Annotated in this window: 14 protein-coding genes and 1 riboswitch; of the genes, 8 read left to right on the plus strand and 6 right to left on the minus strand. The window is 34.9% G+C overall.

Annotated elements, in window-relative coordinates; translation table 11 throughout:
• Positions 1-33 precede the first annotated feature (33 nt).
• From CDH49_RS13545 to CDH49_RS13555, 3 genes are all read right to left on the minus strand, one after another.
• Positions 34-504: an OsmC family protein gene (locus CDH49_RS13545; RefSeq protein ID WP_100616073.1), complete on the minus strand. Its 471-nt coding sequence runs from the start codon at positions 502-504 to the stop codon at positions 34-36.
• A gap of 304 nt (positions 505-808) precedes the next feature.
• The gene (locus CDH49_RS13550; protein WP_100616074.1) at positions 809-2,116 is read right to left on the minus strand and encodes a voltage-gated chloride channel family protein; all 1,308 of its coding nucleotides are present in this window, start codon (positions 2,114-2,116) and stop codon (positions 809-811) included.
• 30 nt (positions 2,117-2,146) lie between these two features.
• A riboswitch (Fluoride riboswitch) is annotated at positions 2,147-2,214 on the minus strand.
• A gap of 130 nt (positions 2,215-2,344) precedes the next feature.
• Positions 2,345-3,367 (minus strand): SRPBCC family protein, encoded by a 1,023-nt coding sequence (locus CDH49_RS13555; RefSeq protein WP_100616075.1) that lies wholly within the window; start codon positions 3,365-3,367, stop codon positions 2,345-2,347.
• Between the two features lie 171 nt (positions 3,368-3,538).
• On the opposite strand from CDH49_RS13555, the gene CDH49_RS13560 reads away from it, so the two are divergent.
• Together CDH49_RS13560 and CDH49_RS13570 are read left to right on the plus strand one after the other, a co-directional pair.
• Positions 3,539-5,578: a dipeptidyl-peptidase 3 family protein gene (locus CDH49_RS13560; protein WP_100616076.1), complete on the plus strand. Its 2,040-nt coding sequence runs from the start codon at positions 3,539-3,541 to the stop codon at positions 5,576-5,578.
• A gap of 533 nt (positions 5,579-6,111) precedes the next feature.
• Positions 6,112-6,498: a pyrophosphohydrolase domain-containing protein gene (locus CDH49_RS13570; RefSeq protein ID WP_100616078.1), complete on the plus strand. Its 387-nt coding sequence runs from the start codon at positions 6,112-6,114 to the stop codon at positions 6,496-6,498.
• Between the two features lie 166 nt (positions 6,499-6,664).
• Here the strand turns inward: CDH49_RS13570 and CDH49_RS13575 are convergent, their stop codons facing one another.
• The gene (locus CDH49_RS13575) at positions 6,665-7,729 is read right to left on the minus strand and encodes a branched-chain amino acid aminotransferase (protein WP_100616079.1); all 1,065 of its coding nucleotides are present in this window, start codon (positions 7,727-7,729) and stop codon (positions 6,665-6,667) included.
• A gap of 87 nt (positions 7,730-7,816) precedes the next feature.
• Between CDH49_RS13575 and CDH49_RS13580 the strand changes: the two genes are divergently transcribed.
• The 3 genes from CDH49_RS13580 (at position 7,817) to CDH49_RS13590 (ending at position 10,126) form a co-directional block, all read left to right on the plus strand.
• Positions 7,817-8,317 (plus strand): DUF4920 domain-containing protein, encoded by a 501-nt coding sequence (locus tag CDH49_RS13580; RefSeq protein ID WP_100616080.1) that lies wholly within the window; start codon positions 7,817-7,819, stop codon positions 8,315-8,317.
• Between the two features lie 2 nt (positions 8,318-8,319).
• Positions 8,320-8,994 carry a tRNA (5-methylaminomethyl-2-thiouridine)(34)-methyltransferase MnmD gene (gene mnmD / locus CDH49_RS13585; RefSeq protein ID WP_100616081.1) on the plus strand — a complete coding sequence of 225 codons (675 nt, stop codon included), beginning with the start codon at positions 8,320-8,322 and terminating at the stop codon, positions 8,992-8,994.
• A 226-nt stretch (positions 8,995-9,220) separates the two neighbouring features.
• Complete coding sequence (locus tag CDH49_RS13590; protein WP_100616142.1) at positions 9,221-10,126, plus strand: TIGR01777 family oxidoreductase; 906 nt, start codon at positions 9,221-9,223, stop codon at positions 10,124-10,126.
• A gap of 26 nt (positions 10,127-10,152) precedes the next feature.
• Here CDH49_RS13590 and CDH49_RS13595 read toward each other — a convergent pair whose 3' ends face one another.
• Both CDH49_RS13595 and CDH49_RS13600 read right to left on the minus strand, forming a co-directional pair.
• The gene (locus CDH49_RS13595; protein WP_100616082.1) at positions 10,153-10,566 is read right to left on the minus strand and encodes a Dabb family protein; all 414 of its coding nucleotides are present in this window, start codon (positions 10,564-10,566) and stop codon (positions 10,153-10,155) included.
• Between the two features lie 74 nt (positions 10,567-10,640).
• Entirely contained in the window at positions 10,641-11,324 is a 684-nt protein-coding gene (locus CDH49_RS13600) for a TonB-dependent receptor plug domain-containing protein (RefSeq protein WP_100616083.1), read from the minus strand.
• 164 nt (positions 11,325-11,488) lie between these two features.
• Here CDH49_RS13600 and CDH49_RS13605 point away from each other — a divergent pair, with 164 nt between their 5' ends.
• The 3 genes from CDH49_RS13605 (at position 11,489) to CDH49_RS13615 (ending at position 14,422) form a co-directional block, all read left to right on the plus strand.
• A complete protein-coding gene (locus tag CDH49_RS13605) occupies positions 11,489-12,040 on the plus strand; it encodes a nucleotide exchange factor GrpE (RefSeq protein ID WP_100616084.1) in 552 nt (183 codons plus the stop codon).
• 52 nt (positions 12,041-12,092) lie between these two features.
• A complete protein-coding gene (dnaJ, locus tag CDH49_RS13610; RefSeq protein ID WP_100616085.1) occupies positions 12,093-13,211 on the plus strand; it encodes a molecular chaperone DnaJ in 1,119 nt (372 codons plus the stop codon).
• Between the two features lie 284 nt (positions 13,212-13,495).
• A complete protein-coding gene (locus CDH49_RS13615) occupies positions 13,496-14,422 on the plus strand; it encodes an ABC transporter ATP-binding protein (RefSeq protein WP_100616086.1) in 927 nt (308 codons plus the stop codon).
• Positions 14,423-14,426 lie beyond the last annotated feature (4 nt).

A 14,426-nucleotide genomic window follows, 5' to 3' on the forward strand; every position in this document is an offset into this window, starting at 1 on the left:
TAATGTTAGCGGGTCGTTGTTCTTGATCAAATTTCAATTTGTCATTGCTGTCGGGTTATGTCTAACAGGAAAATTGACAGAGTTTGCAATAAAACAAAGTTCATTTGCCTTTTTATGTAATTCGTTTGCTTTCTCAACCATAGAATATTCTGATACAATTACAATTGGATTAAGTATCACTTCGATAAATTTTCCACCACCCTTTGAAGTGTCCACCATAACTCCTGTTGCGTTGTCTGTGTAGTCTAGAATTATTACACCTGCTTCGGAGCACAAATGTAAATACCATAGCATATGACAGTCAGATAAAGAGGATATTAATAAATCTTCTGGGTTATGTTTTGTCTTGTCCCCACGAAATGCCGGGTCAGAAGAACCTAAAATATCCGATTTGTTTTCAATAATTATTTGATGGCTTCTATCGTAATTTTTATAGTTGTCAGTTCCTGTCCCTTTATTTCCAGTCCACCTGATGGTCGCGTAATAGTGATGTTGTCCTTGCATAATATTTAAACTTGGATTCAATTAAATATTGTCTGTTTTGGTTTTACTTGGGCGTCTATTGCAATGCCCGCTAACGTGTTCGCGTATTTTAAGTTTTATTATTAATAAAAATATTAATTTATAAGTTATAAACCAGAAAGAACAAAAGAGGGGATAAGGTTATTTTGTGTATAGAGACATTGATCTCGTTTTTCTTGACAATCCCTTCTCTTTTCTAATTTAATTTCGTTAAGTTAAACTTCTTTTCAAAAATGAGGTGTTGAGAATGCGGGTTGGAAGTAACTATGCCCCAATAGGTGTAAAATTAAAGCTCATTCAACCGTTTTCCTAGTAGGTTTGAAAACCGTTGATGTTTCGCTTCTCCAATAGCTTGTCGTCTGTAAATACTGGTATGCCCAGAAAGTAAATAGGACACCAAGCAAGCAATGGCTACATAAACACCACATTCCGCACCAAATAATTCAATCGCCATGATGCTACAAGCAATGGGTGTGTTGGTGGCTCCCGCAAAAACGGCAACAAACCCCATGCCCGCTAAAAGTCCTGTGGGCAGTGGAATGAAAAACCCTAAGGCATTTCCCAATGTGGCTCCAATAAAGAATAGCGGTGTGACTTCGCCACCTTTAAATCCAGCGGCAAGCGTTACAATGGTAAATATCATTTTTAAGGCAAAATCATAAGCTGGCAATTGGTATTCAAAAGCATTCACAATGGTTGGAATACCTAATCCAATGTATTTTGTTGTGCCAATGGCCCAAACAGCCAGCGCGACAATCACTCCACCAATAAAAGGTCTTAATGGTGGATACCCTATATTCGATTTAAAAATACTTCCTGTTTTATGAAGGAGCTTACTAAACGTGGCGGCACACAACCCGAAAAAGACCCCGGCAATAACGGCATACCCGATATTTAAAAAAGAAATATCTGGAATGAGATCAATATGGTAATGCGTGTGTGGTGTTTGCCAAAGTTTGGTAACTAGGTCTGCAATAATAGCCGTGATGAACGCTGGGAAAATTGCATTATATCGTATGCGTCCAATTAGGAAAAATTCCAGAGCGAATATGGCTCCCGCAAGCGGTGTTCCAAAGACAGAACCAAATCCACCTGCTATGGCTGCAATGATCAATATTTGTCTGTCGGATACCGACAATTTAAATGGTTTACTAAATTGGTCGGCAATAGCGCCTGCCATTTGTAACGCTGTGCCCTCTCGTCCTGCCGAACCGCCAAAAAAATGCGTGGCTATGGTTCCTATATACACAAAAGGCGCCATTCTAAAAGAAATGATTTTTTTAGGTTCGTGAATGGTGTCAATCAATAAATTATTTCCTGCTTCAACGTCTTTGCCTAAATAATGGTAAAGCAACCCAATGAGTAACCCACAGATGGGTAAAAAAGCAATGAGCCATATATTGTTTTCCCGAAAATTGGTCGCCCAATTCAAGGATTGTAAAAATCCTGCCGAAGCGCTGCCAACCAAAAACCCGATGATAAGACAAATACATGTCCATTTAAGAATGTATGGGATGGCAGGATACTTCCTGGACCATACTTTTATGTTTAAGTTGATTTTTTTGCTGATTGCTTTTTTTTGACTTTTTTGCATAAATACTACCCGATTAAATGTTACCACTTAGTTTAATCAGGCGTCATCAGCTTTTTTAGAGCGGTTGGGTAAGGAAGAACACCATTTCCTTTATTACTTGAGCAAATATAAAAAAATATTCTAAAGTTTTACATTGCTTATCGATTTAGTCTGAGATATGTTCAGCCTATATCATATGATGTTTAGATAAGAAATGCTTCCATTGTCATATAAACAAATGACCATCAATTATTTAATAGCAATATAAATATCCGTTACCCAATCCGCCGGGTTGGGGTACTTGGTTTGGTCCGTAATATAAACTTCTAGCATGGTGCCTTCTTCGGCAAGCTCCAAACCATTTTTGGTGATATAAGCTCTAGCAACATCCCAAGCTTCTTTTAAATTGGTGTAGTTGCCTTTTAAGGTTGTTTTTACGGCTCTAAAAGTGGATAACTCGCCTGTTTGTACCTCGCTATCGGTGGTAATCACTCTATCGGTTGTTGGTACACAAGCAGAGAATATGGCGGCGTTGTTTTGTTCGTCCCAAGTAATGTAACTCACAAACGGTGCGCCAGCCATGGCAATGTTATTTTTCTGTGCATAATTGACGATTTTAGGAAGCATGTCTGAAATGGTGGATGCTACCTCGTCTATTTTAGAAGAAGTGGTACTGTACAAATAATAACCACCGCTATGGTTTGTAATGCCGCTGACGGTAATACTGTATTTTTTCATATCGGCAGTTACGGTGCTGTCTAATTTAAACAAACCGCGCTCAAAATCGGGGGCAGTGTTTTCTTCAATAGATCCGGAAAAAACGGTGAACATTTTGGTCATGAAGCTTTGTTTGCCTTCCATGCTCCAAGTTACTTTAGCGCCTGCTTCGGTGGGTTCGAAATCCCATTGAATATCCGATTCCAATGCAAAAGGTTTTATAAATGAAATATGTTGCGAAATAAATTGATTTTCATTGGCTGCAAGTGTTTTCATAGAACCTTCACCTAAAATAGCACCATTCCAACTGTAATGGGCACCAACACCAATGGTTTTGTCACCATACGTTAGGTTGGCATTGGGTTCTTGTTCCATCCACGGAGAGAAATCTGGCCAATTTTTAAAGTCATTAACCTTATCGAATATTACGGGGGCAGGGGCATTGATAATCCGACTTCTACTAAAGGAAAATTCGTTGGGTTGGACCGCGATATATATGGCTGTACCTATGATGGCTATTAATAATAAAAAGGAAATATATTTAAACGTTTTCATTATATTTTTTTGAAAATGACAAAAATCAAAGGTATGGATTATAAAATTATTATTGAAAAATTACTACATTTGTTACCTTAAAATTAAATATTCTTCAACTAAAAATCGATAATCGGTATTTTTCAATAATAATTTTTAATAAATAGAGTGACTAACAGTAAAATAATTCAAATGAAATTAAAATTAATCGCAAGTTTAATACTTGCAACAAGTATTTTGGCAAGTTGTGGCCAGAATAAATCTGAAAAAACAAATGACAATGTGAGTGTATCAACAGAATCTGTCTTTGATTACAAAGTAGATCAGTTTGCTGATGTTAAAGTATTAAGATACCGCATCCCCGATTGGGAAAAACTCACGTTAAAGGAACAAACATTGGTCTATTATTTAACCCAAGCGGGATTATCTGGCAGGGATATTATGTGGGACCAAAATTACAGACACAATCTGACGATTAGAAAAGCTTTGGAATCTGTTTATACCAATTATGCAGGCGATAAATCCACAGCCGATTGGAAAGCATTTGAAGTCTATTTAAAACGTGTATGGTTTAGTAATGGGATTCATCATCATTACTCTAGTGACAAAATAAAACCGGATTTTGGTGCAGAGTATTTAAAACAGCTTTTAACGGACACAAACACGGTTTTAGAAGGCGAAGCTTTTGATGTTATTTTTAATGACAAGGACACTAAAAAAGTAAATCAAGGGAAGGGTGTTGATAATGTGGCACTTTCGGCAGTTAATTTTTATGGACCAAATGTGACGAATAAAGATGTAGAAAGTTTTTATAAAACCAAAGTATCACCAAATCCGAAAAAACCATTATCCTTTGGATTAAACTCGCAATTGGTAAAGGAAAATGGCGTGTTAAAAGAACGTGTTTACAAATCGGGTGGTTTATATGGTTCTGCCATCGATGAGATTATTAAATGGTTGGAGTTGGCTAAAGGTGTTGCTGAAAATAAAAAACAGGGAGATGCACTTGGTCTGTTAATCGATTATTACAAAACAGGTGATTTACAAACTTGGGATGATTACAATGTTGCATGGACCACAGCGACCGAAGGCAACATAGACTACATAAATAGTTTTATTGAAGTCTATAACGACCCATTGGGGTATAGAGGCTCTTATGAAACGATTGTTCAAATCAATGATTTTGATATGTCCCAAAAAATGAAAGTGCTATCCGATAATGCCCAATGGTTTGAAGATAATTCCACATTAATGCCAGAACACAAAAAAGATAGTGTGATAGGTGTTACGTATAAAGTGGTTAACGTGGCAGGCGAAGCTGGTGACGCTTCTCCAAGCACACCAATCGGTGTTAATTTACCAAATGCCAACTGGATTCGTGCCGAAGTTGGTAGTAAATCCGTGTCCTTAGGAAACATTACCGATGCTTATAATAATGCAGGAAGCACTGGCCGTTTAAAAGAATTTGTAAATGATGACGAAGAGTTGCAGCTTACGGAGCAATACGGACAAGTTTCAGATAAATTACATACAGCGTTGCACGAAGTTATTGGTCATGCTTCGGGCAAACTAAACCCAGGCGTTGGAGAAACTAAAGAAACACTTAAAAATTATGCATCGACCATAGAAGAAGGACGTGCTGATTTGGTGGCCTTATATTATCAATACAGTCCTAAACTTCAAGAATTAGGATTGGTAGATGATTGGAAAAAAGCAGGTATGGCGGGATACAATGATTTTATACGAAATGGATTAGTAACGCAATTGATACGTTTAAATTTAGGTGATGATGTTGAAGAAGCCCATATGCGTAACAGACAATGGATTTCTGCATGGGTATTTGAAAAAGGAAAAACTGATAATGTGATTGAAAAAATCACTAGAGATGGAAAAACGTATTTTAATATTAATGATTATGATAAGCTTCGTGACTTATTCGGACAATTATTAAGAGAAGTACAACGGATAAAATCTGAAGGTGATTATACAGCAGCGGAAACGTTGGTGGAAACGTATGGTGTTAAAGTGGATCAAGCACTTCATGAAGAAATTTTAGAGCGAAACAAGCAGTTTGATTCGCCACCATATTCAGGTTTTGTGAATCCAGTGCTGGTTCCCAAATCCAATGATAAAGGAGAGATTGTTGAGATTAACGTGACATACCCTGAGACGTTTTCAGGGCAAATGTTAGAATACAGCAAACATTACAACTTCTTGCCAGAAATTAATTAAATGTATTTAGTGTCAACAAAAAAACAGAACCTTTTCAAGGTTCTGTTTTTTTGTTGACACTAAATACCAAAAGAATTAAATTTATAATTATTAGAACGCTGATGATGATTAAGATTTTCATTTCTTGATTGGGTTTAATAGCTAGATGCGCCATTTTACAAATGGTTGCGTAAAAAAGACTACTTTTTTTGCAAAAGGTTTAATTTATTTTATGCTATTAATATAACAGATTAGGTTTTTATTGCTCTATTTAGTTGTTAATTAGAGGCTTACTTGAAAAAGAATTTTATGGCAGATATAAATAAAATAAACCCAATAAAGGCAAGAAGTACCCATATACTACCTGAATAAAATTTCTTGTGAAGTTTCAAATCTTTTCTATACGTGTAAGCAATAACGATGGCAAAAACGATAATAAATAAAATGGCGAAATAGATTTGACCTTTAGTAAACATATGGTTATTTTTATGCAAATTTAATGAAAAACAAATTGAGATTTCCGCCTGCGCGGAAATGAAAAAAAGAGATATTATATGAAAAACAAATTAGACGCTGTAAAAGAATTTCATACAGCATTTAAAATTGGTCACCTAGAATCTCCAAAAGCAGATTTAGGAAAAGAAAAAAACAGGCTTCGATTTTATTTAATGAAAGAAGAAAATGAAGAATATTTAGAAGCCGCGAACAATAATGATTTGGTTGAAGTCGCCGATGCCCTTGGTGATATGCTTTATATTTTATGCGGCACCATTATAGAACACGGTTTGCAATATAAAATTGAAGCCGTTTTTGAAGAAATTCAACGTAGTAACATGAGTAAATTGGGCGAGGACGGACAACCTATTTATCGAGAAGACGGTAAAGTTCTAAAAGGTCCTAATTACTTTAAGCCAGATATAGATGCTATATTGAAGAAATAAAAAGAGGTTGTCTAAAAAGTCTATTTAGAAGTAAATTGTCACATTGAGCGCAGTCGAAATGCATTGATAATCTAATTAATAAGGTTTTCGACTGCGCTCAAACTGACATTAAAGTTTATTTTTTAGACAGTTCCCTTCCCTTTGGGAAGGGCTAGGGAAGGGCTTATTATACCTTCACTCTCCAACCAAATGGGTCTTCAGATTTGTTCGTTTGAATATCCGTAATATATTTTTTTATAAAACTAGCATAGGTATGCTCTAATTCCGGCAAATCATAATCGTTGCCTTTATATCCAAAACCAGAAATAGGTGATACAACGGCAGCAGTACCAGCTCCAAACATTTCTTTTAAGCTACCATCTTTAGCCGCTTTTACAACTTCGCTCACAGTAATTTTTCTAACTTCTACAGGGATACCTTCGGCTTTAGCAATATCAATAATACTTTTTCGGGTAATACCATCCAGTATTCTATCGCTGGTAGGTCCCGTAATAAGTGTGTCGTTTATTCTAATAAAAATATTCATGGCACCAGCTTCTTCAATGTATTCATGGTTTGTGTCATCTGTCCATATCACTTGCTGATAGCCTTTTTCAACAGCTAATTGAGTCGGGTAAAATTGCCCTGCATAATTACCTCCAGCTTTAGCAAAACCCACACCACCATTAGCAGAACGGGAATAGGTTTCTTCAATCAATACTTTAACTTTTCCAGAAAAATAAGCGCCAGATGGCGCTAATGCAATAACAAATTTATATTCGTCAGCAGGAGAGGCATGAAACCCATTACCTGAAGCAAAAATAAACGGTCTTATATATAAAGAACTCCCTTCTTTTTTAGGAATCCAGTTACTATCTACTTTTAAGAGGGCTTTTAAACCATCCATAAAAATCTCTTCCGGTAATTCAGGAATTGCCAATCGCTTGGATGAAATGTTCAAACGTTTAAAATTCTCTATTGGACGAAACAACCAGACAGCATCATTAGCATCTTTATAGGCTTTCATACCTTCAAAAACAGACTGCCCGTAATGGAATATTTTTGCTGATGGATCTAAAACAATAGGTTGATATGGCACGATCTCTGGGGATTGCCATTTACCATCTTTATAATCACATACCAACATGTGATCGGAAAATGTTCTTCCGAAATTTAAATTATCAAAATCTACATCATGAATTTTTGTAGTTTTTGTCCTTGTGATTTTTATATCACTCATTAATGTATTCATAAATTCATGTCTTTACGTGAACAAATTTAAGAAAATAGCGTTGAAAAAATGGGTATATTTACAACAAAACGTTAAAATTCAAACTTTATGAGTGTTAAAAATATTTTACTGCTATGTATTTGTGTTTTTCTATCAGCATCCTGCAAACAAAATGCTGAAAAAACGAATCAAACAGAGGACATTGTTGCATTTGCATCTTTTGGAAAGAGTTTTAGTAAAGATGATGCTTTAGAACCTATGGATGCCATCATGCAATATGAAATAATGAGTGTAGGTGATACGATTGATTCTAAAATAACAGCAAAAGTTAGTAGTGTTTGTCAGGCAAAGGGCTGTTGGATGACTTTAGACTTAGAAAATGGAAAGGAAATTATGGTAAAATTTAAAGATTATGGTTTTTTTGTTCCAAAAGATATAGTTGGCAAAGAAGTCGTTATTAATGGCCTTGCTTTTATTGATGAAATGCCTGTGGATGAACAACAGCATTATGCCGAAGATGCAGGAAAGACAACCGCCGAAATTGCGAGTATTGTTCAGCCAAAGAGAACCTTGTCTTTTGAAGCGGATGGTGTATTGATTGCACAGTGATTTTGGAACGTCAAGTTATTATTACAGCAGATGGTTCTTCAACCATATATTTACCGGAATGGGATGAGCCATACCATTCCAAACACGGTGCTATTCAAGAAGCATATCATGTATTTATCAAGCATGGTTTAAATTATTTATGTGAACAAGATTATAATCAAATATCTGTTTTGGAAATCGGTTTTGGCACGGGATTGAATGCATTTATCACCTTTCTGGAAGCCGAAAAGTTGAATATTTCCATTGATTATTATGGGGTAGAAGCATATCCAGTTTCAGCAGAAGATATCGTGAAGATGAATTATGTAACCGAATTAAAAGTAGAGGATAAAGATTTATTTTTTAAAAGCATGCATCAAGTGTCTTGGGAAGAAACACATAACATTATACCTCATTTTTTACTTACTAAACAAAACAAACTCTTTTCAGACATAAACGACCAAAATAAATTCAATATCATTTATTTTGATGCTTTTGGAGCTCGGGTACAACCCGAACTATGGACAGAAGCCATATTCCAAAAAATGCACGAAGCGTTAAAGCCCAATGGTGTTTTGGTAACGTATTCCGCAAAAGGAAGCGTGCGTAGAGCCATGCAGGCAGTTGGCTTCAAAGTAGAAAAACTACCAGGCCCACCAGGCAAGAGGGAAATGCTCAGAGCCACAAAAAGGCTCTGAGCATTCGGCGCCAGCCAAATGTTTACTTCGAAGAAGTCTCTGAGCATTCGGCGTTAGCCAAATGTTTACTTCGAAGAAGTCTCTGAGCATTCGGCGTTAGCCAAAGGTTACGCGCTTGTAAAGAAGCGTAGTCTATTTTATTATTCATTGTTAATTGTTTCTGTTAAACCTAATATAAATAGAACGTTTGTACTCTTATCATTTCGTAATTTTATAAAAAATGATTATGAGAGTTTTAATTACAGGTGCAACGGGGCTTATTGGGAAAGAAATAGTTAAACGCTGCCATATAAATAACATAGATGTAAATTACTTAACAACAAGTAAGTCTAAAATTGAACACACAAAAAATTACCAGGGATTTTACTGGAATACTACAAATAAAGAAATAGATACAAATTGTTTTAAAGAGGTTGATGCCATTATTCATTTAGCTGGTGCCTCTATTTCAAAACGATGGACTCCTGCTTACAAAGAAGAGATTATAGATAGTAGAGTTGAAAGCACCCAACTTTTAATTGATTCCTTAAAAGGAGAGTCTCATTCTATTAAGCATGTTATAGCATCAAGTGCCATTGGAATCTATCCAGATTCGATAACCCACTATTATGAGGAAACATTTAAAGGTTTTGAGGATACGTTTTTAAGTCAGGTAGTCACAAAATGGGAGCAAAGTGTGGATGGATTTTCGGAATTAAATCTATTGGTTTCTAAAGTTAGAACTGGATTAGTATTATCAGAAAAAGGAGGTGCGCTTCCAGAAATGGCGAAACCCATAAAATTTGGATTAGGTGCTTCTTTTGGAACAGGAGAACAATGGCAGTCGTGGATTCATCTTGACGATTTAGCTAATATGTATCTTTATATATTAACAAATGCATTAGAAGGCGTTTATAATGGTGTCGCTCCAAATCCTGTGACTAATAAGGAGTTAATAAAATCCATTGCTAAAACATTAGATAAGCCCTTGTTTTTACCCAGCATACCTAAAATGGCTATGAAATTGATTTTAGGGGAGATGCACACTTTGCTGTTTAATAGCCAGCGGGTAAGCTCTAAAAAAATAGAAAATAAAGGTTTCAGTTTTCAATTTAGCTATTTAAAACCGGCATTGGATGATTTGTTGGGATGATTTTTTTGGTTTTATCCCATCATAATTTAGTTCCAATAATCAATAACCAAAACATCATCCAAATGTGGACTTAAAACATCAACAAAGGCTTTATGTGCTGGATGCGGTAGGTATATAGCTCTATCTTCCTCGCTATCAAACGTGACCAAAAAACAATGTGTAAATCCTTTGCTTAATCCTTCAGGACTGTTGTTCAATCCCCATTCATAATCTTTAATTTCTTTAATTTCAGAAGGTAATTTCCCGAAAGCCGTTTCTACTCCTTTAATATCAGCAGGTGTTGACGTTTCTTTAAATTTGAATAATACCACATGGCGCAATTGTTTGGTCATTTCTTTTGTATTGGTTGTTATTTCAGGTTTATGGTCAGTGTCATTTTTTTTATCAACACAACTACAAATTAATATGGTTGTCAATAGCAGTAAAATTTTTATTTTCATTTGATTGTATTTAATGTTATTTAGTTATTACCTAACACTGTAAAAAGCTGTATAGCAAATTAATATTTCTTAGCTTATTTAGTTGTAATTAAAATAACGCCATTAGAACCTCTAGAACCATAGGCAACGGTTGCAGAGGCATCTTTTAACACATCAATAGATTTTATATCCCTTGGGTTTAAATTCTTTAATGAGCCATTATATGGAGAACCGTTAAGTATGATGAGAGGCGCATCGCTGGACATTAAACTGCGATTTCCTCTAATCGTAATTCCTAAATTCCCACCTTCTTCAACAACACTAACACCAGGAACGGTTCTTAAATAAGTTGCCATATCCAAATTGTTTTCTTGTTCTATAAATTTTTCGTCAACAGAACTAACAGATATGGTGCTTTCAGATTGCTTAATTTTTCCATAGCCTGTATTGACATCTTTACCTTCGTAGGGCTTAGCTTTTATGTTGTATTCAAGAAAAACATCATGTATATCCTTTCCTTTTACTGATATTTTTTGGGTTTTGTAACCTTGACTTATTTGGGAGAAAATCAATTTGCTTTTTGGGGGAACTAAGATGCTGTAAAATCCAGTTGAATCAGTAAAAACGCCCATATCATTACCTTTGATTTTCACGAAAACAGATTCTATGGGTTCGTCAAAATTGTTTTTTACAGTTCCTTGTACAGTTATATTTTGGCTATATAGCTTAAAACTTGAAATTAAAAGTATTGTTGAAATTATAAATATTTTATGTTTCATGATTGATTAAAAATTAATTTGTCATATTAACAAAAATATGATATTTAAAATAAATAATTTGTTTTATCGCTTTCAAAAAAAAATGAATGACATTATGACATTTTTATAATAATGGCAGTAATTTTGCCAATACGTTTACGTGTTTGTATTAATATCAGAAATATATGAGTAAAAAAGATAAGAAAGAGGATATAAAATCAGAAGAAGCAACCCAAACTCAAACAGAAACTGTTGATGTTGAGAAACAAGTTGTTGAAGAACAAACCCTTGAAGAAAAATTGCAAGAAGAATTAAAACAAGAAAAAGATAAATTTTTACGCTTATTTGCTGAGTTTGAAAATTATAAACGACGTACATCTAAAGAGCGCATTGAATTATTTGCAACAGCTAGCGAAGATGTCATGAAAACATTATTGCCAGTTCTTGATGATTTTGAACGTGCATTAAGCCATATTGACGATGATAAAGAAGCAGAAGCTTTACGAAAAGGCGTATTATTAATTTATCAGAAATTAATGAATACTTTGGAACAAAAAGGGCTAGTTGCCATTAAAATTGATAAAGGAGAGGCCTTTAATGCCGATAACCATGAGGCAATTACACAAATTCCCGCACCAACGGAAGATTTAAAAGGAAAAATTATCGATATTATTGAAAAGGGATATAAACTTGGCGATAAAGTCATTCGTTTTCCTAAAGTCGTCATTGGACAATAAAAAATATTAATTTAAAAGTTCTTTCCATTGGAAAAGGATTTAGTAAAGGAACATGGCAAAAAGAGACTACTACGAGATATTAGGTATCAATAAAAATGCAAGTGAAGCCGAAATAAAAAAGGCATATCGTAAAAAAGCTATTGAATACCACCCAGATAAAAACCCAGATAATAAAGATGCTGAGGCCAAGTTTAAAGAAGCTGCTGAAGCTTATGAGGTATTAAGCAATGCCGATAAAAAAGCTAAGTACGACCAATTCGGACATCAAGCTTTTGAAGGTGGCGGCGGCTTTAATGGGGGGAACATGAATATGGATGACATATTCAGCCAGTTTGGTGACATTTTTGGAGGTGCTTTTGGCGGAGGCGGATTTTCTGGTTTTAGCGGTGGAGGCGGTCAACGCCGTGTAAAAGGAAGCAATTTACGTATCAGGGTAAAATTAAATCTTGAAGAAATTGCCAACGGGGTTGAAAAGAAAATAAAAGTAAGACGTAAAGTTCAAGCACAAGGAACTACCTATAAAACATGCTCAACCTGTAATGGTAGCGGTCAAGTAACACGTATTGCCAATACCATTTTAGGGAGAATGCAAACATCATCACCATGTAATGTGTGCGGTGGTGCCGGACAAGTGATTGATAAAAAACCAGCCGATGCCGATGCACAAGGTTTAAAAATCATTGAAGAAACGGTTTCCATTAAAATCCCAGCAGGTGTTGTAGATGATATGCAACTTAAAGTCTCTGGTAAAGGAAATGAAGCACCAGGTCATGGTATTGCAGGCGATCTTATTGTAGTCATTGAAGAAGAAAAACATGATAAATTGCAGCGTGAAGGTGATAATTTGCATTATGATATGTATATAAGTTATCCCGATGCTGTTTTAGGAACCTCAAAAGAAATAGACACCGTAACAGGAAAAGTACGTATTAAGGTGGAAGCTGGTGTACAATCAGGTAAAATTTTACGCTTACGGGGAAAAGGAATTCCGAGTATAAATGGTTATGGCCGAGGCGATTTGTTAGTACATGTTAATGTTTGGACACCAAAAACACTTAGTAAACAACAAAAGGAATTTTTTGAATCCATGCAAAATGATGAGCATTTTGAACCGAAGCCAGATAGTACAGATAAATCGTTTTTTGAAAAGGTAAAGGATATGTTTTCTTAGTTATAAAGCTATAAAATAAAGAATCCGTATTTATACGGATTTTTTTTGCTTATAACTTATCATATTCTTTTGTTGATAATTAAAAAAAAACTATATTTGAATATCACTAATTCATTTTAGTGATATTTTTCTTTTTCATAGCAATTTTTTTCCCATCCTTAATTTATTGAGGGTGGGTTTTGCTTTTATAGCCATTCATTTAAATATTAAATTATCCAAAAAAGGTTTAAACTACTCCCTTAACATTTAATATATTTACGTTTCAAAGTCAATTAAAAACTAGAATGAGCAACTTACTAGAAGTCAATGGCGTTTCGAAAAACTACGGAGACTTTACGGCACTTAACAATGTGTCTTTAACGGTTCCCAAAGGAAGTATCTACGGATTATTGGGGCCCAACGGAGCAGGAAAAACAACCCTTATCCGAATTATTAATCAAATTACCATGCCAGATAGTGGTACTGTTTTTTTAGATGGAACGGCACTTAACGCAAATCATATAACGGATATTGGGTATTTACCGGAAGAACGGGGTTTGTATAAAACCATGAAAGTAGGTGAGCAGGTTTTATATTTGGCACAATTAAAAGGGTTAAGTAAAGCAGAAGCAAAAATACGCTTGAAATATTGGTTTGAACGACTTGAAATTGGTGATTGGTGGAACAAGAAAATCCAAGAACTTTCAAAAGGGATGGCACAAAAAATACAATTTGTGGTGACGGTTTTGCATAATCCAAAATTATTGATTTTCGATGAGCCTTTTTCGGGTTTTGATCCCATAAATGCTAATTTAATTAAAGACCAAATTTTGCAGTTACGGAATGATGGTGCCACGGTTATTTTTTCAACCCATAGAATGGAATCCGTTGAAGAGTTGTGTGATGATATTACATTGATACACAAATCGAATAAAATTTTAGATGGAAAATTGGTAGATGTTAAACGCCAATTTAAAACCAATACGTATGAGGTTGGTATTACAGTTCAAGAAAAATCCAGTTTACAACAGGAATTGTCACAAAAATTTCAAATAGCACCTGCTAATTTTAGAACATTGGGAGATGAGTTGAAGCTTAATATCAAACTTTCAGAAAACGATAAAGCAAATGATTTATTAAGCTTTTTAACATCCAGAGGAGATGTATCCCATTTTGTGGAATTGATACCAAGCGTGAACGATATTTTTATTCAAACAGTAAAGAATAATTGATAAT

The organism is Confluentibacter citreus, from assembly GCF_002807055.1.
Taxonomy (GTDB): domain Bacteria; phylum Bacteroidota; class Bacteroidia; order Flavobacteriales; family Flavobacteriaceae; genus Confluentibacter; species Confluentibacter citreus.

Bases quoted from the DNA above. Each gene is read 5' to 3' on its own strand.
- CDH49_RS13545 (WP_100616073.1), bottom strand. From the start codon at position 504: ATGCAAGGACAACATCACTATTACGCGACCATCAGGTGGACTGGAAAT.
- CDH49_RS13550 (WP_100616074.1), bottom strand. From the start codon at position 2,116: ATGCAAAAAAGTCAAAAAAAAGCAATCAGCAAAAAAATCAACTTAAAC.
- CDH49_RS13555 (WP_100616075.1), bottom strand. From the start codon at position 3,367: ATGAAAACGTTTAAATATATTTCCTTTTTATTATTAATAGCCATCATA.
- CDH49_RS13560 (WP_100616076.1), top strand. From the start codon at position 3,539: ATGAAATTAAAATTAATCGCAAGTTTAATACTTGCAACAAGTATTTTG.
- CDH49_RS13570 (WP_100616078.1), top strand. From the start codon at position 6,112: ATGAAAAACAAATTAGACGCTGTAAAAGAATTTCATACAGCATTTAAA.
- CDH49_RS13575 (WP_100616079.1), bottom strand. From the start codon at position 7,729: ATGAATACATTAATGAGTGATATAAAAATCACAAGGACAAAAACTACA.
- CDH49_RS13580 (WP_100616080.1), top strand. From the start codon at position 7,817: ATGAGTGTTAAAAATATTTTACTGCTATGTATTTGTGTTTTTCTATCA.
- CDH49_RS13590 (WP_100616142.1), top strand. From the start codon at position 9,221: ATGAGAGTTTTAATTACAGGTGCAACGGGGCTTATTGGGAAAGAAATA.
- CDH49_RS13595 (WP_100616082.1), bottom strand. From the start codon at position 10,566: ATGAAAATAAAAATTTTACTGCTATTGACAACCATATTAATTTGTAGT.
- CDH49_RS13600 (WP_100616083.1), bottom strand. From the start codon at position 11,324: ATGAAACATAAAATATTTATAATTTCAACAATACTTTTAATTTCAAGT.
- CDH49_RS13605 (WP_100616084.1), top strand. From the start codon at position 11,489: ATGAGTAAAAAAGATAAGAAAGAGGATATAAAATCAGAAGAAGCAACC.
- dnaJ (WP_100616085.1), top strand. From the start codon at position 12,093: ATGGCAAAAAGAGACTACTACGAGATATTAGGTATCAATAAAAATGCA.
- CDH49_RS13615 (WP_100616086.1), top strand. From the start codon at position 13,496: ATGAGCAACTTACTAGAAGTCAATGGCGTTTCGAAAAACTACGGAGAC.